This window comes from Saprospira grandis DSM 2844 (genome assembly GCF_000275825.1).
GTDB classification, from domain to species: Bacteria; Bacteroidota; Bacteroidia; order Chitinophagales; family Saprospiraceae; genus Saprospira; species Saprospira grandis_A.
The window spans coordinates 1111721-1131365 of record NZ_JH719942.1 but is presented as its reverse complement, the minus strand read 5'-3'; the positions used below and the strand labels follow the sequence as shown (position 1 = coordinate 1131365).

The following is a 19645-nucleotide window of genomic DNA, read 5'->3' as shown; positions in this document are numbered from 1 at the left end:
AGCCCGACCCAAGGCCGAAGGCCGCAGGGGAAGCCCCAAAAGATTCCTACTTTCAATAACAGATGAAAAAAGTTGTACCTTTGCGGCAACCATAGCCCCAAAGGGCTGTTAAATGAGAGAATCTGGAAACAAAAAGCTATGAATGTAAGCGATTTATTGCATAGAGCCCTGCAACTAGAAGAGCTCAGTATTGAGGAGGGTGTTTTTTTGCTCGAAGAGGCAAGCACCGCCGAGTTGATGTATGTGGGCAACCGCCTGCGCCAACATCATGTCCCTAATGATGTGGTGACTTGGATTATCGACCGCAACTCGAATACCACCAATGTCTGTATTGCCAACTGTAAGTTCTGTAATTTCTTCCGCCGCCCCGGCCATGAGGAGTCTTATATTACCTCTATTGATACCTACAAGCGCAAAATTGACGAGCTGATGGAGTATGGCGGCCAGCAGTTGCTTTTGCAAGGCGGACACCATCCCGATTTGGGCATCGATTACTATTGTGATCTGTTTAAGGAGCTCAAATCGCTTTACCCTAACCTCAAATTACACGCTTTGGGGCCACCCGAAATTGCGCATATCGCCAAAATTGATCAGCTTTCTCATACCGAGGTGCTCAGCCGCCTCAAAGAAGCAGGCCTAGATTCTTTGCCTGGGGCAGGTGCCGAAATTCTCAACGATCGGGTGCGTCGCCGTATTTCTCGCGGAAAATGCGGGGGCCAAGAGTGGCTAGACGTGATGCGGGCCGCCCATCAATTGCATCTGACCACCAGCGGAACCATGATGTTTGGCCATATCGAAACCAATTATGAACGCATGGAGCATTTGGTCTGGCTCCGAGAGGTGCAAAACGAAAAACCCAAGGAGGCTAAGGGCTTTTTGGCCTTTATTCCCTGGCCGTTTATGGATGAAGACACGATTTTGTCTCGCCTGAAAATCAAACGCCGAGATGTGAGCGGCGATGAATATATCCGCATGATTGCCCTCAGCCGCATTATGTTGCCCAATGTGACCAATATTCAGGCTTCTTGGCTGACCGTTGGGAAGGAGGTGGCCCAGGCTTGCCTACATGCCGGCGCCAACGATTTTGGAAGCATCATGATTGAGGAAAATGTGGTTTCTGCCGCCGGTGCGGCCTTCCGATTTACAGCCCAAGGGATTCAAGACGCCATCCGTGAGGCCGGTTTCCGCCCGCAATTGCGCAATCAAGAATATGAGTATTTAGAACTTCCCGAAAATATTCGTCAACAAGAATTGGATAAAAATACCATGATTGTCGATTAAGAGATAAAGGCATTTGGCTTCGGCTAGATGCCTTTTTATTTGGGGCCTCCTGCCTCGCTTCGCTCGTCGGCGGTTACTCCCTGCGGTCGTCGAACTGCGCCCTAAAGGGCTTGTTGTCGCTATGGGGCTCGCTGCTGTTTTGGGGCCTCCTGCCTTCGGCAGGCGCTACGCTATGGGGCTCGCAGGTCTGCTCGGCCCTTCGCCGCTTAGAGCGGCTCGGTCTGGCCTTCGGCCACCCCTCCGCATCGCTAGGCCTGCGGCGGCTTCGCCGCCTGTCCACCGCAAAAATTGCTGTCCATGAAAAGCTGTATTGGTATTTTGCTCCTTTGCCTAAGTTTATCGGCTTGTCGCTTGAGCTCTTTGGGCCGCCTGCCTATTTCGGAAAGTTCTGGACTTTGGGCAGACCGCAGCGGCAGTTTTTATACCCATAATGATGGTGGAAATTCTCCTTTGCTCTATGAGTTGGACCAAAGGGGGCGTTTGCAGCGCAGCATCAACATTTTAGCGCCCAATATAGACTGGGAGGCACTTTGTACTGATAGCGCATATATCTATTTGGCCGATATGGGCAATAATTTAAATCAGCGCCAAGATCTTTGCATCTATTTTTTTCCCAAAACGGCTTTGGACCAAAAAGAAATTCAGCCTCAAAAAATTAGCTTTTATTATCCAGAGCAAATTGCTTTTCCCGCCGCCTCTTGGCAGCGCCACTTTGATGCCGAGGCCCTTTTTGCCCAAGGCGATAGCTTGTATATAGTGACTAAAAATAGGCATCGTCCGCATGATGGCTGGCATTATCTCTATGCCTTGGGCAAAGAGGCGGGGCCGCAGGCGGCCCGCCTCTGCGATAGCGTAGAGCTAAAAAGAGGCGGTTTATGGCAATCGGTTACGGCTGCGGCTTATCGAGAAGAAGAGCAAAGCCTTTATTTATTAAGTATGCGGCATTTGTACCGCTTTTCTTTTGAGGGAGGCCGTTTTGGACCATTAGAGCAGCGCATAGGTTTACCTTTGCGGCAGCAAGAGGCCCTTTGTTTTGGGCCAGATGCACAGTTGTATTTAACCACAGAGCGCTCGATTTTATCGGGGGCCAAGCTGTGGCGCTTGCGGCCTAAGGCCTTAAAGCGCTTGCAGGAATAAAAAAAGCCCAACTTCAAATGAAGTCGGGCTTTTGCGCTCCCACCTGGGCTCGAACCAGGGACCCTCTGATTAACAGTCAGATGCTCTAACCAACTGAGCTATGGAAGCAAAATATATTGTTGTGTATGAGTAGCGCTCCCACCTGGGCTCGAACCAGGGACCCTCTGATTAACAGTCAGATGCTCTAACCAACTGAGCTATGGAAGCGTGTGTTTGCTTTTAGAGGGCTGTTCCCTCTTTGCGTATGCAAATATAGGAGCCCTTTTTGGTTTTGCCAAACTTTTTGCAAAAAAAGACATAAAAAAAATGGAGTTTCTTTTGGGCTAGACAAAAAAGGGGGCTAGGCTGCCGTTTTTTCGGCCTTTTTCTGTTTTTTTGTGCCCAGAAAAAAAATCAATTTTACTATGAGCTTATTGACATTGGGCACTGTTGCCTTTGATACCATTGAAACTCCTTTTGGCAAGGCAGACCGCATCATTGGTGGTGCTGGTACTTATATTGCTTGGGCGGCTTCTCATTTTCACAAAGACTTGCAATTGCTATCTGTAATTGGCGAGGATTTTCCTGCAGAGGAGTTGGCTGCTTTGGAAGCCAGAGGCGTTAATTTGGATGGATTGGAGAAGCGCGAAGGCGAAAAGTCTTTCTTTTGGGCCGGTCGCTATCACATGAATATGAATGCTCGGGATACTTTGGCCACAGAGCTCAATGTATTGGAGAACTATAGCCCCAAATTGCCCGAAGGCTATAAAAACCCTGAATACCTTTTGTTGGGGAACTTTGCTCCTGCTGTACAAATGCAGGTGTTGGAGCAACTAGAAAAGCGCCCTAAATTGGTTGCTATGGATACCATGAACTTCTGGATGGATATTGCCATGCAGGAGCTCAAGGTGGTATTGAAGCAGGTAGATATTCTAATTATCAATGATGAGGAAGCTCGTCAGTTGTCTGGGGAGTACTCTCTAGTAAAGGCGGCTCGTGTAATCCGTGAGATGGGCCCAAAATATTTGGTAATTAAGAAGGGGGAGCATGGCGCTTTGTTGTTCCATGGCGAATCTACTTTCTTTGTTCCTGCTTTGCCTTTGGAAGAAGTATTTGATCCTACTGGAGCTGGTGATAGCTTTGCCGGTGGCTTTATGGGCTACTTGGCCCAAGAAGACGACCACTCTTTGGAGAGCATGAAGCGTGCTTTGGTCTACGGTTCTGTAGTCGCTTCTTTCTGTGTAGAAGCTTTTGGTCCTAACCGCCTCAAAGAAATTGATGAGGCTGCTTTGGACGCTCGTAAGAAAGCTTTCCAAAACTTGATGGAAGTGAAGCTCTAGACTTTGCTCTATTACACAAGAGCCCCCAGCCAGCGCAGCTAGCTGGGGGCTCTCTTTTTTGGCCTAGCGATGTGCAGGGGTGGCCGAAGGCCAGACCAAGCGGGCGCAGCCCGCGCAGGGCCGAGCGAACAGCGAGCCCCGAAACGTAGCGCCCGCCAAAGGCGGGAGGCCCCAAAAAACAAAAATAAATATGTCAGTACCTCAACTTGCCGCCTTATTACATGCGCCTCAATATCGCCCGAACTTATCCTCGATGATTCGGACCGCAGAGTTTTATGGCTTGAAGAAAATCTATATCTACGACCAAAACGACTTGTTGCTACCGCCAGGCAAAAGCAAATTTGCCAGAGCCGAAATGGAGAAAATGGCCAGGGTTTGGACGGCTGGCGCCATTGAGCACATTGAAGTGATTCCCGTTCTAGATGTAGCCGATTTTCTGGCCAATTATCCAGGCCGAAAAATGGCCACTTGGGTGGACCCTAGCGCCAAAATGCTGCATGAGGTCCAGTTTGAAGCCCAAGATTTGCTAATTGTGGGCAATGAAAAAACGGGCTTGCCCGAAAAAATTGCGCCCTTGATCGATCAGAAAATTTATATTCAAGGGCATGGACAAACCTCTTGTCTGAACGTAGCTGTCAGTTTTGGCATTTTGATGCAGACGGCCAGTACTCAGCTTTTGGCATCGAAGTAAGTACGGATTTTTTGAGCCAAATTTGGTCCAACAATGGCCTCCAATTGGCTTAAATTGGCCTTCTTGACCTCTTTGACGGAGCCCAAGGCCAACAATAATTTCTCCTGGGTTTTTTCGCCAACCCCCGGAATTTGCCGCAGCTCATTTTGCAAAAATTGCTTAGAACGAACATCTCTGTGGAAGCTAATAGCAAAGCGGTGGGCCTCGTCTCGAGCTTGCTGAATAACCCTGAGCGTCGGCGATTTTTTAGAGAGCAAAAGCGGAACGGGATCATTGGGAAAAAAGATTTCCTCTAGCCTTTTTGCAATGCCAATAATGGCCAAACGCTCAAAAATACCTAGGGCTTTGAGGCTTTTGACCGCCGCAGAAAGTTGTCCCTTGCCCCCATCAATGACAATTAGCTGGGGGAGGGGCTTTTTCTCTTCCAAAAGGCGCTTGTATCGGCGAAAAACGACCTCTTCCATAGAGGCAAAATCATCTGGACCAACTACCGTTTTGACATGATAATGCCGATATTCTTTTTTGGCAGGCCGCCCATTTTTAAAAACCACCATGGCCGAAACAGGCTGGTTTCCCTGCAAATTGGAGTTGTCAAAACACTCAATATGAATAGGCAAATCATCAATTTGTAGGTCTTTTTTCATGATCTCCAACAGCTGCTCGGCCTTGCCCATTTTGTTGGCCTTGGCCAAGGCTTGTTTTTGCTTTTGAAGGATGAAATACTTGGCATTTTTCTCAGAAAGCTCTAGCAGCTTTTTCTTATCGCCAATTTTTGGGACCGTCAGTTGGATCTCGGACCAAGGCAGCTGAAGCTCGAAGGGGACAACAATTTCAGGCGCAATACTCTGGAATTTCTCCCGCAATTCTCGAATCCCAAAAAGCAACAAATCCTCCCCTTCAGTATCCAAATTCTGCTTGAGCTCTAGCATAAAGGTGTTAATAATCGCCCCTTCTACCACTTTAAGGTAGTTAATATAGGCCATCTCTCCTTTTTCATCTTGGGCCAAAGTAAAAACATCCAAATCACGGATATTGGCATTCACCACCGTCGATTTTCCCTGATAGTTTTCAAGCAAAGCCAACTGGACCTTCGTGCGCTGCGCCTGCTCAAAATTGAGCTCCTCGGCATAGCGGCCCATTTCCGATTTGAGGTATTTGCGCACCGCTCCCAATTGGCCTTTTAGCATATTTTGAACCTGCTCAATTTTATCCATATAATTGGCCTCCAACTCAAAACCCACACAGGGCGCCTTGCAATTTTTAATATGGTACTCAAGACAAACTTTATGCTTGCCCGCCGCAATGCTTTCCTCCGATAAATTGAGGGCACAACTACGCAGCTGAAACAACTCTTTAATTAGCTCTAAGAGCGTATACATCCGCTTTTTAGATACATAAGGACCATAATATTTAGAGCCATCCTGCACCACTTTTCGGCTAATCATAATCCTCGGAAAACGCTCTTTTTTAATGCAAATATAAGGGTAGGGCCGACTGTGTTTTAGGGCCACATTATAACGCGGCTGATGCTTTTTAATCAGCGTAGCCTCTAGCAAAAGGGCATCCTGCTCCGTCTCTACCAGCGTATAATTTAGCTTTTTGGCGGACATAACCATCCGCTTCGTCTTAAGGCGCATATCCTTGCGGCTCGTAAAATAGGAGGCAATCCGCTTCTTGAGATTTTTGGCTTTTCCAATGTACAAAATCTCCTCATCGGCCCCAATAAATCGATAAACCCCCGGATCAGTCGGCAGGCTGGGCAAAAGCTTTTTATAATCCTCTTTGTTCATAATAAACTGAAAATTAGCGACTTATTTAGCATTTTATTTTGGGGCTGCCCCGCCCTTCGGGCGGGTCGGGCTGTGTCGCAGCTCGCAGGTCTGCTCGGCCCTGCGCCGCCGAAGGCGGCTGGGTCTGGCCCTTTGGGCCACTGCTATCCATCCCTCAGCCAGTCGCTGCGCTCCTCTGCGGCGGCTGCGCCGCCTTCTCTGGCTAAAAAGGGGACCAATATAAGGCAGCTCCTTTAAAAAGTGTCTATATTTAGAGCAGACCAAAGATACGGATCTATGTTGAACTTAGAAGAAAAAGAAAAGAGCAGCCCCTTAGCTCGCTTTATACAATTGTTATTGGCCCTAATTGTTGTCTCGGTACTAATTTATGTGGTCATTGGCTTTCTCAAGCAGTTTGTTTGGTGGATTGTTGCCGCCTTATCTGTTGGGGTCTTGCTCATCAATCGGCAGTTGCTGCTTAGAGTATATAACTATATCAAAGGCCTATATGCCAAAAATATTTGGCTGGGAATAGGCGGAAGTTTATTGGGCCTAGCCGCTTTTAGTCCGTTTTTGGGCTTTTTATACCTAAAAACCCTTTGGGATTTTGGCAGCAGCCGCTTGTTGCCTTCCAAAAAGAAGAATAAACCATTAGATATTCCTTTTTCAGATATAGAAGAAATTAAGGAAGAGGGCAAAGATGAACCGCCTATCTTACAATAAGACCAAAAAAAAAGAGAATCCAAGCTCGTCCCTTGAATTCTCTAACTTACAACATCGTCAGTATTGTAAAATGCTTAACAACAAATAGTATGCCCGAAAAAAAGGAATTATAGTATATATTGAACTTCCTTAAAGTTGAACAAATGTAGCTGTCCTTTTCGGTCTATAATTTTGAGTTGCCCATTGGGAGCTACGCCCCAAATGCGGCCTTCATGTTCCTTTTCCTGCCATTTAAACTTGCTCCATTTCTTATAGCGCCAAAGTTTGCTTTCATATAAGGGCCAAAGTTCTTGGCCTCGGCCTTGCCGTAGTTTGAGGTATAGACGCTCTATGGCTGCATATAGTTGTGACAGAATTGAATCCATGTTCAATTTTTTTTCTGTCAGTAGGGCTAATGAGCTAGGGTTGGGCAATTTAGGCGAGAAGCTTTTTTGAAAAACATTCAAACCAATGCCCACCACAGACCAGTCGAGGTAGCTGCCCCGCAATTGGCTTTCGATCAAGATGCCCCCCACCTTAAAGTTGCCCACATAAATATCATTGGGCCACTTAATATAATGCGGCAGTTGAAGCTGGCAATTTGTCAGGACCTCATGCACCGCCAAGGAAATGGCCATGTTCCAAAGGAATTGTTCCTTAACAAGTAGGAACTTTGGCCGCAAAATAAGGCTTAGGGCTATGTTCTGTCCCGCTTCAGATAGCCAGTTGTTGCCTTTTTGGCCGCGGCCCGCCCATTGTTCGTCTGCAATAATGGCAGTTCCTTCCGTTGGTAAACTTTTTGACAAGAAGTCAAAGGCATAGCGGTTGGTCGAATCTAGGCGTTTATGACGGATGGCAACCTTTCCGATAAAAAGACTGTTATCTGATTGCTTGGGCATAACATAGCTGCTTTTTTGATTTTTAGCCCTAACTTTAGGGCCTTTAACTCTCTTTGGTCTTTTAATGGGGCCACAATTTAATATAAGTCGATTTGAATAAACAAGAGCTTTCGCAAAAAGAAGAAAAAATGCCTCAATTGCAGGACCTATTGGCCGTCGCTGTAGAAGCTATGCAAGACCGCAAAGCGGTAAATATTATCTCTTTAGACCTCTCTAATGTAGATGAGGCCAGCACAAATATTTTCCTAATTTGTCATGGTACCTCCTCTACACATATCAACGGTATTGCCAAAAATATAGAGAAAACCCTCTGGGAACAACTGGGCGAACGCCCCAATCATACAGAAGGCAAACAGGGCGGCCACTGGCGCCTCCTCGATTATTTTACGCTGGTGATTCACGTTTTTAATGAGGAAAAAAGAAAATTCTACAACTTAGAAGGTCTCTGGAGTGATGCCAACCGTAAAGAGTACCCAACTCTTTAGTCTAGATTCAATCTAGATTAGGCTTTAGTAAAAACCAACACAAAGGCAATCTTGTCTTTCTCATAGCTTGGGCCTATCTTTTCAATTGGCCCATTATTATACATTTTCTGATATCTTATTATGCAAAACAATCCCAATAACCAACCACAGGGAGAGAAGAACAACGGCCCCAAGTTCAACTATTATTGGATTTATGGCCTTCTTGCTCTCTTGCTCATTAGTGTGAACTTGATTTGGGTGAGCCCCAAAACCAAAGACCTAAGTTGGAATGAGTTAGAGACGATTATCGCTCAAAAAGATGTTGATAAAATTATCATCGTCAATAAAAGTCAAGCAGAGGTTTACCTAACTGAAGACGCCTTGGAAAAGGAGGAGTATAGCAAACTGCCCAGCTCTTCCTTTAATAATGATGCCCCCAATTATAGCTATACGGTGGGCGATATGGAGTATTTCCTCAAAAAATTAGACGCGCTAGAGCAAAAAATTGCTCAGGATGATCCCAATTTTAGCATTAACCAGAAAAATGAAACCCGCTACGATTATATCGGCGGCTTGCTGAGCTGGATTCTGCCTTTCGCCATTTTGATTATTATCTGGATCTTTATTATGCGCCGCGTAGGTGGCGGTGGTGCTGGCCCCGGCTCCCAAATCTTTAATATTGGCCGCTCTAAAGCTACTTTGTTCGATAAGGACGGTAAAGTAAATGCTAGCTTTAAAGATGTTGCTGGCCTAGATGAGGCCAAGGAAGAAGTTATGGAAGTAGTGGATTTCTTGAAAAAACCCAAAAAATATACTGCTCTAGGTGGTAAAATCCCTAAGGGGGTGCTTCTGGTAGGCCCTCCAGGTACCGGTAAAACGCTTTTGGCCAAAGCCGTTGCTGGCGAGGCTGGCGTGCCTTTCTTTAGTATCTCTGGCTCCGATTTTGTCGAGATGTTTGTTGGAGTAGGGGCCTCTAGGGTCCGTGACCTCTTCCGCCAAGCCCGAGAAAAAGCCCCCTGTATTATCTTTATTGATGAAATTGACGCTATTGGTCGTGCCCGTGGACGTGGCGCTATGCAGGGCGGCAATGACGAAAGAGAGAATACGCTTAACCAGTTGTTGGTAGAAATGGATGGCTTTAGCACCGAAAAAGGCGTGATTATGATGGCGGCCACTAACCGTCCCGATATTTTGGACCAAGCGCTTTTGCGCCCCGGTCGTTTCGATCGCCAAATTTCTATTGATAAGCCTGATTTGGTGGGACGAGAGCAAATTTTTGCCGTTCATCTCAAAAATATCAAAATTTCTGGAGATGTGGATGCCAAGAATTTGGCCACCCAAACTCCCGGTTTTGCTGGTGCCGAAATTGCCAATGTCTGTAATGAAGCAGCCCTAATTGCTGCCCGCCGAGGGAAGCAGTTTGTAGAAATGAATGACTTTAATGACGCTATTGATCGAGTGATTGGCGGTTTGGAGAAAAAGAATAAACTGATTTCTCCAGAAGAAAAACGAGTGATTGCTTATCATGAAGCTGGACATACGCTTTGCGGCTGGTTTTTAGAAAATGCCATGCCTTTGGTTAAGGTGACTATTGTTCCCCGCGGTATCGCAGCCCTCGGTTATGCCCAATATTTGCCCAAAGAACAACACATTACTACCGTAGAGCAACTGCTAGACCGTATGTGTATGACGATGGGGGGACGCGCTGCAGAGGAAATCATCTTTGGTAAAATTTCTACTGGCGCTCAATCTGATCTCGATCATGTGACCCGTATGGCTTACTCTATGATTACGGTTTATGGAATGAATAAGCGTGTGGGCAATGTCTCTTATTATGGTATGATGAAGGAAGGCGGCGGCTTTAGTAAGCCTTATTCTGAGGCTACTGCAGACCTAATTGACCAAGAAACCCGCAAGCTGATCGACTCCCAATATGAACGGGCCAAAAACTTGCTGAGAGAAAAACGCCAAGAGCTAGAGTTGTTGGCCAATGAACTCCTCAATAAGGAGGTCCTCAATAAGGATGCTGTAGAGCAATTGATTGGTAAACGCATTTTTGATGAGCTGCCCGGCGAGAACGGCGAGGCGGTAAGCGAAAACCATGGCGTAGATACTTTGCAAGACCCTAAGCCCGATTTGGGCGAGGAGGATGCAGAAGAAAAGGAGTAGTTTTCCTCTTTTTTAGATGATATATAACATCTGGTCTCTTTTTAGGGGCTAGGTGTTTTTTTATTTTGGGGCTGCCCCAGCCTTCGGCTGGGTCGGGCTGTGTCAGGGCTCGCAGGTCTGCTCGGCCCTTCGGCCTGACGGCCTTGGTCTGCGGCTTCGCCGCCCCCTTTTCCATCCCTCATCCGAGGCGCTGCGCGCCTTTGCGGCGGCTTTGCCGCCTGCAGGATGTATAAGCTGAGGCCCGAAGGGCCGAAGGCCATGCAGCTAGTGTTGGCCCCCAAGGCCAACGCTAGCTGCCCCCAGGCGGAGGCGGCTTTGGAGGGCCTTTTGCCTGAAATGCAATATATTGAGGGCCAAATTTAAATTCAAGCAGAGAAGAAAGTGGCCAGCCGCCTACCGCCGGCCGGGTCCAATCAGCCCGCAGGGCTGTCTGAACAAAATGCCATTTTGCAGCGGCTTTGCCGCTGCAAGGGCCTAGCGCTGTGTAGGGGTGGCCGTAGGCCAGACCGAGCAAAATGAGCAAAGCGAAATTTTGCGAAGGGCCGAGCAGGCTTGCGAGCCCCGAAACATAGCGCCGCAGCAAAGCTGTGGAGGCCCCAAAAGAAAAGAATAAAAAAAGGGAGCAACAGTAAACTGCTGCTCCCAAGCTACAAAAAAGAAAAGGGATAAAAACGCCCTTTTACAGCTTTAGGTGATTCACCTCAGAGGTGAAACAACTCCCCGAGCAATCCTCTAAAAAGAGGGCAATTTGGGGCAAAATATTTTGGGCCACCTCTTCAGAACAAATGGTAAAGAGATAGCTATTAGCGAAAATTTTGGCTCGGCAGTTATGATCGAGCATGCCATTTTGGCCCTTTCCCGAAATATTGCCAAAAAGCGTATAGCCATGGGCACCGGCCTCTTCTAGCATTTCAATAAAGCGCTCTACTTGGATACTTTCGAGAATGACTTCTATTTTGACAGATTTGACGATATTCATAATTAGAGAATTTGTTGGATGAGATAATAGTAGAGCGGAATGCCTACAATTACGTTGAAAGGGAAAACAATACCTAGGGCCACAGGAACCGTAAAGGCGGGATTAGATTTGGGGATAGCCAAGCGCATAGCGGCTGGAACGGCGATATAGGAAGCACTAGCGGTGAGCAGACAGAACAAGAGGGCATTTCCTTTGCTTAGGCCAATGAGGTAGGCGATGCCAATCCCTAAAGCGGCATTAAACAAAGGCATCAGGATACTAAAAGAAAGCAAGAACCCTAGGTTTCCGCGCAGAGCTTTTAGGCGGCGAGCGGCCACAATACCATTGTCGAGCAAGTAGAAGCAGAGCATTCCTTTAAAGATGCTATCAAAGGGTTGGAAATCGTGCCAGCCCTTATCTCCAGAAAGAATACCAATGAGTAGGGCCCCGACTAATAGCATAATAGAGCCATTAAAAAAGGCATCGCGGAGAATATGTCCCCAATTAGTCTTCTTCTTTGATTTCTGCTCTTTTTTGCCATAAATATTATAGAGCAAGACCCCAATAATGATAGCGGGCGATTCCATCAGGGCCATACCAGCTACCATATATCCTTTATAGGGCACCTCTTGGATTTCAAGAAAAGAAATTCCGGTAATAAAGGTAACGGCACTAATAGAACCAAAGGTGGCGGCAATAGCCGCAGCATCTGCGGATCCAAAGCGAGATCTAAGAATAAAAAAGCTATAAATAGGGATGATAGAGGCCATAAGGAAACAGGCGCCAAGGACCGTGACCAACTCCCAAGAAAAACCACTATGATAAAGCTCATGTCCACCATGCAAGCCAATATCCATCAAGAGATAGAGCGAGAAGAGCTTGGGAAGTGGTTGCGGAATTTCGAGGTCAGATTTGAGGGCAACGGAAATAAGGCCCAAAAAGAAGAAAAGAACGGGAGGCGATAGGATATTGCCTGTCACCATAGACATATCGAAAAGAAAATTCATGATTAGGAGGCTTAAGTCTAAGTATTGGACAAGGAGAGGACTGCCCAATCTTTAGCAATAAAGAAAGGAAATAGGTTATTGGATGTACAGTAAGCTGTACATCAATACAAAGGCGTATCTGCTATGAAGCAGATCGACTTAAGCCAAATCTAATTTAAGGGAGTGCAAGCGCAAATAGAGTTTTTGCTGCTTTTGGGCCTCGGTATTGGGCCGAAAGCGGCAAGCAGAAGGGTGCGGCTTGGAAATGAAAAAACAGTGGAAAGAGGGGAGGGGAGGAGACCATCTAGAAAAGGAGGGAAGAACGTCTTTGGACCAAAGCAAGAGCTGTTTTAATTCTTCAGCTTCTTGGCTGTCTACTTCTTCTTCATTGGCGTCTTTTTCCTCGCCATCGAAATCATATAAATGTTGCTGCCAGTCACTACTAAGCTTTTTATTAAAACTCAACTGATGGCCTTGTTGCTGAATGGGCTGGGCTGCAAATCCTAGTCCAGCATTAAAGAGAAATAACAACAGCAAAAGCATTCGTCCTAGGCAGGAGAATGCAGATTTTTTGGGCTGTATGTTATTTAAGTTTTTCATCAGTGGAGGGCTACTGTGATTAGAAGCACAATGTAGTGGCTAAAAAAAATATCTCCTAAGAAATTATGGAATTTAACGAGTGTTAATTTATGAGCTGACTCCTATCCTAAACAAGGAATTATGTTTCACTAAAGCAGCTAAATATCTTAACAAACCGTTATCTTAACAGATCATCAAACGCATTAAAACCAAATTTTTATGCAAACATCTATGCTAAGAACAGGCCTGTTCTTTATGCTTCTCCTCTTGGGCTTTTCCTCGCAAGAAGCAAAGGCCACACATGCTATGGGTGCAGATTTGACTTATGTCTGTTTAGGTAATGGACAATATAAGTTTAGCCTACAATTTTATAGAGATTGTAATGGTATCAATGCTGCCAATAGCTACACCCTAGAACTAAGTTCTCCCAATTGTGGAACAATCAGCAGCACCTTGATGCAGGCTGGAGTAGTGGAAATTACGCCCTCTTGTCCGGGTATTGTGGGTACGGCCTGTAATGGCGGTGGCGGTATTTATGGAATTGAAAAATATACTTATGAAACAGTAGTTACACTACCCACAACTTGTACAGACTGGACCGCTAGCTGGAGCCTTTGTTGTCGCAATAATGCAATTACAACGCTCAATACGCCTGGCTCTAATATGATGTACATTGAAACAGAGCTGAATACTGCCTTGAGCAATTGTAATAACTCGCCTACCTTTTTGAATAACCCTACGCCTTTTGCCTGTGTAGGACAGTCGGTTTTTTATAATCATGGAGCAGTGGATATGGATGGCGATTCTTTGCGCTATTCACTAACCAATTGCTATGATGCCGCTAATGTACCGGTAACTTATAATGCCGCTCAGGGAATTTCTGCAAGCTCTCCTTTGCTTACGCAAAATGGCGTAAACATTGACCCCGCAACTGGAGCCCTTAGCTTTGTACCTTCTATGGTGCAGGTGGGCGTACTCTGCGTTTTAGTAGAAGAGTTTAGAAATGGCCAAAAAATCGGAGAAATTGTTCGTGATATCCAGTTTACGGTGGTGCAGTGCCAAAACCAGGCTCCCACATTGACTGGAATGAACGGTAGCCAAGTTTTTGATACCACAATTGTCGTTGGTCAGCAACTTTGCTTTGAGGTCTTTTCTAATGATCCCGATTCTGGACAACATAGCTTTATTAGCTATAATGGGGCAATTCCCGCAGCAGTCTTTACCACTTCTGGTTTCCCTTTCCAAAATGGCTTGTTTTGCTGGACGCCTACGGCAGCTGATGTAGGTTTTCATAGCTTTACCCTCAATGTTCATGATGATGCCTGTCCTTTGGTGGGCCAAAACACCTACACCTACTCGATTAACGTAGTGGGCGGAACTACAGGCGGTGGCAGCTGCGCTGGCCTAAATGTGAGCCTAGACGCTACTCAAGATTTGGCCTGTACAACCAACGATGGCCAAGCTATTATTAACGCTACAGGCGGTAGCGCTCCTTATCAGTATTCTGTGATCAACTGGACCACTGGAGAGCTTTTCCAAAATAATTCTGGCGTTTTTGTCAATCTTACTGCTGGCCAATATGGCATTTGGGTAGAGGATGTAAACGGTTGTGAACCCAATTGCTCTAGCCTCTCTTTTGAAATTGATGGCCAAGTTCAACCCCTAAATGCTCAAGTTGATGTAGAAAATCAACTTTGTGCAACTGCCGGAAATGGCGGAAGTATCCATATTATGGCTACTGGCGGAACCGCTCCTTATATCTATTCTGTTGGAGGCAACTTCTCTACAAGTCCACAGTTCGACCAATTGGCAGCGGGCAATTATCAAGTGGTGGTGCTAGATGCTAATGGCTGCTCTTATGTGGAGCCCATAGAAGTGATTAGCCCAGCACCTCTAGACCTTTACTTTACAGGGCTTACAGCGCCTAGCTGTGGCCAAAATAACGGAAGCATTAGCCTAAATCTAGATGGCGGAACGGCTCCTTATACCCTAACGGCAAATGGTCAAATGGTTGCCGTTAATGCGCCTCTTACTGGATTGGCCGAAGGAACCTACCAACTTTCTCTTACTGATGCCAATGGTTGCTCTTATGATACCACTTTTGTCTTGATGGGCACGCCTGGCTTTAGCCTTACCTCTGCTGCAACCGCAGTAAGCTGTGCTGGCGATTGCGACGGAAGTGCTACCGTAGTGGCTACGGGTAGTGCTGGCTACAGCTATAGCTGGAGCAATGGCGCCACAACAGATCAAATTGATCAGCTTTGTGCAGGCACTTATACTGTAGAGGTGGTGGACCAAAATGGTTGTACCGAACAAACACAACTAACCGTAGTAGAGCCCGACCCCATCAGCTTGTCTGTGCTAAGTAGCCAAGAGCCTGGCTGCGATAATAATGACGGAAGCTTGCAGTTGGGCCTCAGTGGCGGAACGGCCCCTTTCCAAATTAGCTTGGCCAATTTGACTACGCAAACCGTAGAAAACAACAATAGCGGCCAGTTTACGGGCCTAGCTGCTGGCCAATATACTTACCAACTAATTGATGCCAATGGCTGTCAGCAGGAGTGCTTGGGCAATTTCCAATTGATTCAGGATTGTGATGCTGGTGGTTCTACTCCCTTGCCCAACCGTGGTGGATTTACCTTTACTACGGGCAACTACCTTTTGGTGACCCCCAACCCTGCCGCAACGATGCTTCAAATGCGTTTTGCTGCAGCCTCAAAGGGCGATCTACAAGTAGAGGTCCTCAATTTGGAAGGTAAGCCTTTGTTTCAGCGTCAAGGATTGCCTACAGAAGGAAGCCTAGAGCTCAATATTCAGTCTTGGACCAATGGCCATTATGTGGTCTTGCTCCGCAACAAGGCTGGGGAGCTCATCAAGAGCCAAAAGCTGGTTATCCAACACTAATTTATTATCCCCATTGCGTTTGATGCACTGAAAATGGTCTAGCTCTTTTAAGGGCTAGACTTTTTTCTTTTGGGGCCTCCGCAGCTTTGCTGCGGCGCTATGTTTCGGGGCTCGCAGGCCTGCTCGGCCCTGCAGCCGCCTTTGGCGGCTTGGGTCTGGCCTAACGGCCACCCCTGCACAGCGCTAGGCCCTTGCAGCGGCAGAGCCGCTGCAAAATGGCATTTTGTTTAGACAGCCCTGCGGGCTGATTGGACCCGGCCGGCGGTAGGCGGCTGGCCACTTTTTTTCTTGCTTTTTATTAAAATTGGCCCTCAACATATTGCATTTCAGGCAAAAGACCCTCCAAAGCCGCCTCCGCCTGGGGGCAGCTAGCGTTGGCCTTGGGGGCCAACACTAGCTGCATAGCCTTCGGCCCTCCGGGCCTCAGCTCATTCATATAGCAGGCGGCAAAGCCGCCTGCCAAGGCGCGCAGCGCCCCGGCTGAGGGATGGAAAAGGGGGCGGCAAAGCCGCAGACCCAGCGGGCAAAGCCCGCGCAGGGCCGAGCAGACCTGCGAGCCCTGACACAGCCCGACCCAGCCAAAGGCTGGGGCAGCCCCAAAAGAAAATCTAGAAAACATTTGGCCCTAAAACTTTGAAAGGTAGACGATTGATAGACCTTTAAGGTTTTGTTTAGAAAAGGCCCTAGAATTTTAAGGTTAATTTTGAAAAAAGCTTTAATTTGGGCTTGTACTAGCAAATTTTGGCCAACACACTATACTTTTAATTGCCAAACTTGCTTCAGAACCTTAGATGCTACGGATATATGAGAATACCCAAAAAGCTGCATTGGCAGTGGTTTGCCCTATTATTATGCCTGCTATATAGCCCCCTACAGGCCCAAAGCTCCTACGACGAACGAATTGTCCTCTTTGATGAACTCGTAGAATTGGGTGCCTGGAAAAAAAAGGTGCTCTCCTATGACCTCAAACAAGGCGAACAAGTAGTCATCGATATGCAAACTATTGGTGCCCGCAAATTGGGCCGCCTCATTGTAGAATTGCCTGGTACCCAATTTAAAATGCGCATGAAAAAAGTGCGTAGCCTAGAACGAGAGTCTTTTATGGCCTCTAAAGACGGAACGCACAACTTTGTGATGAAAAATAGAGGACTACTGGGCCGGACCTTTCGGATGCAAATCTATAAATTTCCAGCCATGTCTTTTCAAGACTCCCTGGTCCTCGATGATGTTATGGTCACTACCTCTATTGATACCATGCGCACCGCCTATCCCGACACTATCCCCTATCCAGATATTACCGAAATTCAGCTGGACCTACAGCCCGCCCTCGATTATCAATCACTAGCCGATAGCTGTATCACCGAAGCCCTACTCGATGGCGATTATCAATATGCCGTCTACTGGATCGGCATTGGCGATAAAACCCATCAAGAATACCAAAACCTCAAGGCCAACCCTAAGCTTAGCTGGATTGCCGCAGAGGTTTCTGAACCCCTAATGGCCTACGGACTAGGCCTCACCGAAACCCTCCCTATGGCCAACAACTCTTTGGCCCGAAACCTCCGATACGACTTTAAAGACCCTCGAGCTAACGATAATTATGTAGGAACACAAGGCCTCAACCCAGCTCCTTTTGGAGTGATCCCCGCCTATAAAGCCGGAACCTATAAGCAACTCAAAATGTGCTTCAGAAACCTCAATACGGTCACCGGAGTTCGGGTCTATATTAAGGTGGCCAAGTTTCAGCTCAAACGAGCCGAAATCTTGGAGATTATTAAGCGGGAACGGGTGCAAGAAATCTTTTTGCAGAAAAAAATCCCCGTATTTAAAGCCGAATAAGGCTAGCTAGACACCCCATTGAGAATTTGAAAAGCAGAACGAAATGCGAATTTTCATTCATATAACGGCTAAATTACTCCTGATTAGCTGCTTGTTTTTGGCAAGCAATAGCTGGGGACAAAGCCGTATTGCCGTCCAAACTGCCAAAAAAGGCGGAGGCAACGCCCTAGAGAAAAAAGCTACTCGGGCCCTGCGCGATGAGTTTGAAAGCCGAAAAACAACGGTCAAAAATGCTTATCGGACCAAATCCGATGAGTATAAACAGCTACCCTCTTTTAAAAAAGAAGACTTTGAACGGGAATATGACCCCACCTTAGAAGAACTGATTGAGGACGAAAACGCAAAGCGGGATATTGAAAACCCCAACAATAAAAAGCGTTTTATTGACCTCTTGACCCAATGGTGGATGACCCCTAGCGATGCCGACCTAGCCGCTAAACTCGATTTTGAGCGCCAAAGAGATTCTATTAGCGCTATCGATAGCTCTGAGTTTCGAGTGCCTAAATTGGTCAAAGGAACAGCTAGCCAGTTTGTCACCGTTTTTGGCTGGCATGCACACTTTAATGGCAATGCCTACAAAACCTATGACTATGGCCTGCTTTCGGCCATTGCCTATTATGGCTACGATATTGACCCCTATACTGGAGAAGCGCTAGACTCTACCGTTATTCATGACTTTTTGGGGGGCGATGATCCCGATAATGGCATTGTGCCCACCGCTCATGCCAAAGATTGTAAGGTGCTGCTTAGTATTACGAGCCATAGCTATGATAATAATGCTTTTTTCTTGGCTCCCGAAAATGCCAAGCAAAGGCAAAACCTCATTGATAATATTGTCTACCTGATGGATACCTCTAAGGCCGATGGCGTAGAGATTAACTTTGAGAATGTGCCCGCCTTAGCCCAGATAGAGTTCCTAAAGTTTGTTCGCCAACTTTCCTTTACCCTAAGAGCAGTTTCGCCAGACCTAGCGGTTTGTATGAGCGTTCCAGCTGTAGATATTGAAGGGGTGTTTAATCTGGGCAAAATGAAAGAACATGTCGATTTCTTTATCATTAAGGCTATAGATTACCACAATGACCCCAAAACAGGCGAAATTATTAAGAAACCAGGAGCACCGCTTAACTTTACCGCCGCTTCTGGCGAAGAAGATATTCGCTCATCAGTAGAGCATTATATTGCCTCTATTGGGCGAGATGCCACCAACCGACTCATTTTGGCCCTGCCCAATTATGGAACCCTCTGGAAAAGTAGCAACCGTGGCTTTGATCTAGAAGGCTATGTGCCCTATAGCAAAATCCAAAATGATTTTGTGATGCGAGATAGTACAGCCGTAGGAATTGACTCTAACTACTACTCTTATGTTTGGGCCAAAGAAGATACGATCTTTAAGAAAGTAGGGGGCGCCCTACAAATTGATGATATAGAACGTACCGAACTCTACTATGATGATGTGCGTACGCTTCGCCTCAAATATCAATTTATCAATGATATGGGCTTGGCTGGAGTAGGGGTTTGGCCCCTAGGCTACGATTTGGGCTATTATAATGTATGGAATACCCTCTCTTCAGAGTTTACCACCATAGAAATGCCCAAGCTAGAAGCTTACGAAAAGCTAGGCGCAGCCAGTAAAGCAGCCAGAAGCTGGGGAGCTACCCTTTTAGCCGTCTTGCTCTTTTGGGCCATTTTTGCCTCCGCAGGCTTTTGTATGGCCCTCTTTAATAAGCAGGTGCGTAGAACCCTATTTGCCAATGGCCGCTTCAGAATGATCTACCTGGGCTGGTTCTCGGCACTACTGCTCATGGTGGGCTCTTATTATGGCCTATTCCGTGGTGGCGCTTCTATTTTGTTGCTCGGCCTCGTGATTGGCGGCTTCTTTACTTATGGCGTCATCTATCTGGTGGATAAGCAGCAAGCTAAAGCCCCTTAATGTAGACCCCAATTTCTT

General features: G+C 46.7%; 15 protein-coding genes and 2 tRNA genes. 10 read left to right on the top strand and 7 right to left on the bottom strand.

Features of this window, described 5'->3' with window-relative positions; genetic code table 11:
• Nucleotides 1-138: 138 nt before the first annotated feature.
• Together mqnC and SAPGRDRAFT_RS05275 are read left to right on the top strand one after the other, a co-directional pair.
• Nucleotides 139-1281: a cyclic dehypoxanthinyl futalosine synthase gene (gene mqnC / locus SAPGRDRAFT_RS05280; RefSeq protein ID WP_002657776.1), complete on the top strand. Its 1143-nt coding sequence runs from the start codon at nt 139-141 to the stop codon at nt 1279-1281.
• Nucleotides 1282-1578: 297 nt separating this feature from the next.
• A complete protein-coding gene (locus SAPGRDRAFT_RS05275; protein ID WP_002657774.1) occupies nt 1579-2418 on the top strand; it encodes a hypothetical protein in 840 nt (279 codons plus the stop codon).
• A 34-nt stretch (nt 2419-2452) separates the two neighbouring features.
• On the opposite strand, the gene SAPGRDRAFT_RS05270 is transcribed toward SAPGRDRAFT_RS05275, so the two are convergent.
• Both SAPGRDRAFT_RS05270 and SAPGRDRAFT_RS05265 read right to left on the bottom strand, forming a co-directional pair.
• Nucleotides 2453-2526, bottom strand: a tRNA-Asn gene (locus SAPGRDRAFT_RS05270).
• A 25-nt stretch (nt 2527-2551) separates the two neighbouring features.
• Nucleotides 2552-2625: transfer RNA gene (locus SAPGRDRAFT_RS05265), tRNA-Asn, on the bottom strand.
• A gap of 197 nt (nt 2626-2822) precedes the next feature.
• Here SAPGRDRAFT_RS05265 and SAPGRDRAFT_RS05260 point away from each other — a divergent pair.
• On the top strand, nt 2823-3737 hold the full coding sequence (locus SAPGRDRAFT_RS05260) for a PfkB family carbohydrate kinase (protein WP_002657772.1): 915 nt from the start codon (nt 2823-2825) through the stop codon (nt 3735-3737).
• A gap of 190 nt (nt 3738-3927) precedes the next feature.
• On the top strand, nt 3928-4428 hold the full coding sequence (locus SAPGRDRAFT_RS05255; protein WP_071530111.1) for a TrmH family RNA methyltransferase: 501 nt from the start codon (nt 3928-3930) through the stop codon (nt 4426-4428).
• Here the strand turns inward: SAPGRDRAFT_RS05255 and uvrC are convergent.
• A complete protein-coding gene (uvrC, locus tag SAPGRDRAFT_RS05250; RefSeq protein WP_002657770.1) occupies nt 4407-6218 on the bottom strand; it encodes an excinuclease ABC subunit UvrC in 1812 nt (603 codons plus the stop codon). The genes SAPGRDRAFT_RS05255 and uvrC overlap by 22 nt on opposite strands.
• Before the next feature lie 276 nt (nt 6219-6494).
• Here uvrC and SAPGRDRAFT_RS05245 point away from each other — a divergent pair, with 276 nt between their 5' ends.
• Nucleotides 6495-6920: a hypothetical protein gene (locus tag SAPGRDRAFT_RS05245; RefSeq protein ID WP_002657768.1), complete on the top strand. Its 426-nt coding sequence runs from the start codon at nt 6495-6497 to the stop codon at nt 6918-6920.
• Nucleotides 6921-7027: 107 nt separating this feature from the next.
• Here the strand turns inward: SAPGRDRAFT_RS05245 and SAPGRDRAFT_RS05240 are convergent, their stop codons facing one another.
• Entirely contained in the window at nt 7028-7798 is a 771-nt protein-coding gene (locus tag SAPGRDRAFT_RS05240) for a biotin--[acetyl-CoA-carboxylase] ligase (protein WP_002657766.1), read from the bottom strand.
• 92 nt (nt 7799-7890) lie between these two features.
• Here SAPGRDRAFT_RS05240 and rsfS point away from each other — a divergent pair, with 92 nt between their 5' ends.
• Both rsfS and ftsH read left to right on the top strand, forming a co-directional pair.
• Nucleotides 7891-8283, top strand: a complete 393-nt coding sequence (gene rsfS / locus SAPGRDRAFT_RS05235) for a ribosome silencing factor (RefSeq protein ID WP_156001842.1) — start codon at nt 7891-7893, stop codon at nt 8281-8283.
• Between the two features lie 120 nt (nt 8284-8403).
• Nucleotides 8404-10431 (top strand): ATP-dependent zinc metalloprotease FtsH, encoded by a 2028-nt coding sequence (gene ftsH / locus SAPGRDRAFT_RS05230; protein WP_002657763.1) that lies wholly within the window; start codon nt 8404-8406, stop codon nt 10429-10431.
• A 679-nt stretch (nt 10432-11110) separates the two neighbouring features.
• Here ftsH and SAPGRDRAFT_RS05215 read toward each other — a convergent pair.
• The 3 genes from SAPGRDRAFT_RS05215 to SAPGRDRAFT_RS05205 all read right to left on the bottom strand — a co-directional run bounded on the left by SAPGRDRAFT_RS05215 (nt 11111) and on the right by SAPGRDRAFT_RS05205 (nt 12975).
• Nucleotides 11111-11410, bottom strand: a complete 300-nt coding sequence (locus tag SAPGRDRAFT_RS05215) for a P-II family nitrogen regulator (RefSeq protein WP_002657761.1) — start codon at nt 11408-11410, stop codon at nt 11111-11113.
• A gap of 2 nt (nt 11411-11412) precedes the next feature.
• Nucleotides 11413-12396: a sodium-dependent bicarbonate transport family permease gene (locus SAPGRDRAFT_RS05210; protein WP_002657759.1), complete on the bottom strand. Its 984-nt coding sequence runs from the start codon at nt 12394-12396 to the stop codon at nt 11413-11415.
• Between the two features lie 138 nt (nt 12397-12534).
• Nucleotides 12535-12975 (bottom strand): hypothetical protein, encoded by a 441-nt coding sequence (locus SAPGRDRAFT_RS05205; RefSeq protein WP_002657757.1) that lies wholly within the window; start codon nt 12973-12975, stop codon nt 12535-12537.
• Nucleotides 12976-13173: 198 nt separating this feature from the next.
• Between SAPGRDRAFT_RS05205 and SAPGRDRAFT_RS05200 the strand changes: the two genes are divergently transcribed.
• The 3 genes from SAPGRDRAFT_RS05200 to SAPGRDRAFT_RS05185 all read left to right on the top strand — a co-directional run bounded on the left by SAPGRDRAFT_RS05200 (nt 13174) and on the right by SAPGRDRAFT_RS05185 (nt 19627).
• Complete coding sequence (locus SAPGRDRAFT_RS05200) at nt 13174-15858, top strand: T9SS type A sorting domain-containing protein (protein ID WP_002657755.1); 2685 nt, start codon at nt 13174-13176, stop codon at nt 15856-15858.
• An 804-nt stretch (nt 15859-16662) separates the two neighbouring features.
• Complete coding sequence (locus SAPGRDRAFT_RS05190) at nt 16663-17697, top strand: hypothetical protein (protein WP_002657751.1); 1035 nt, start codon at nt 16663-16665, stop codon at nt 17695-17697.
• 43 nt (nt 17698-17740) lie between these two features.
• Nucleotides 17741-19627, top strand: a complete 1887-nt coding sequence (locus SAPGRDRAFT_RS05185) for a glycoside hydrolase family 18 protein (protein WP_002657750.1) — start codon at nt 17741-17743, stop codon at nt 19625-19627.
• The last annotated feature ends 18 nt before the right edge of the window (nt 19628-19645 follow it).

Coding starts and splice junctions, on each gene's coding strand:
- mqnC (WP_002657776.1), top strand. CDS start 139: ATGAATGTAAGCGATTTATTGCATAGAGCCCTGCAACTAGAAGAGCTC.
- SAPGRDRAFT_RS05275 (WP_002657774.1), top strand. CDS start 1,579: ATGAAAAGCTGTATTGGTATTTTGCTCCTTTGCCTAAGTTTATCGGCT.
- SAPGRDRAFT_RS05260 (WP_002657772.1), top strand. CDS start 2,823: ATGAGCTTATTGACATTGGGCACTGTTGCCTTTGATACCATTGAAACT.
- SAPGRDRAFT_RS05255 (WP_071530111.1), top strand. CDS start 3,928: ATGTCAGTACCTCAACTTGCCGCCTTATTACATGCGCCTCAATATCGC.
- uvrC (WP_002657770.1), bottom strand. CDS start 6,218: ATGAACAAAGAGGATTATAAAAAGCTTTTGCCCAGCCTGCCGACTGAT.
- SAPGRDRAFT_RS05245 (WP_002657768.1), top strand. CDS start 6,495: ATGTTGAACTTAGAAGAAAAAGAAAAGAGCAGCCCCTTAGCTCGCTTT.
- SAPGRDRAFT_RS05240 (WP_002657766.1), bottom strand. CDS start 7,798: ATGCCCAAGCAATCAGATAACAGTCTTTTTATCGGAAAGGTTGCCATC.
- ftsH (WP_002657763.1), top strand. CDS start 8,404: ATGCAAAACAATCCCAATAACCAACCACAGGGAGAGAAGAACAACGGC.
- SAPGRDRAFT_RS05215 (WP_002657761.1), bottom strand. CDS start 11,410: ATGAATATCGTCAAATCTGTCAAAATAGAAGTCATTCTCGAAAGTATC.
- SAPGRDRAFT_RS05210 (WP_002657759.1), bottom strand. CDS start 12,396: ATGAATTTTCTTTTCGATATGTCTATGGTGACAGGCAATATCCTATCG.
- SAPGRDRAFT_RS05205 (WP_002657757.1), bottom strand. CDS start 12,975: ATGAAAAACTTAAATAACATACAGCCCAAAAAATCTGCATTCTCCTGC.
- SAPGRDRAFT_RS05200 (WP_002657755.1), top strand. CDS start 13,174: ATGCAAACATCTATGCTAAGAACAGGCCTGTTCTTTATGCTTCTCCTC.
- SAPGRDRAFT_RS05190 (WP_002657751.1), top strand. CDS start 16,663: ATGAGAATACCCAAAAAGCTGCATTGGCAGTGGTTTGCCCTATTATTA.
- SAPGRDRAFT_RS05185 (WP_002657750.1), top strand. CDS start 17,741: ATGCGAATTTTCATTCATATAACGGCTAAATTACTCCTGATTAGCTGC.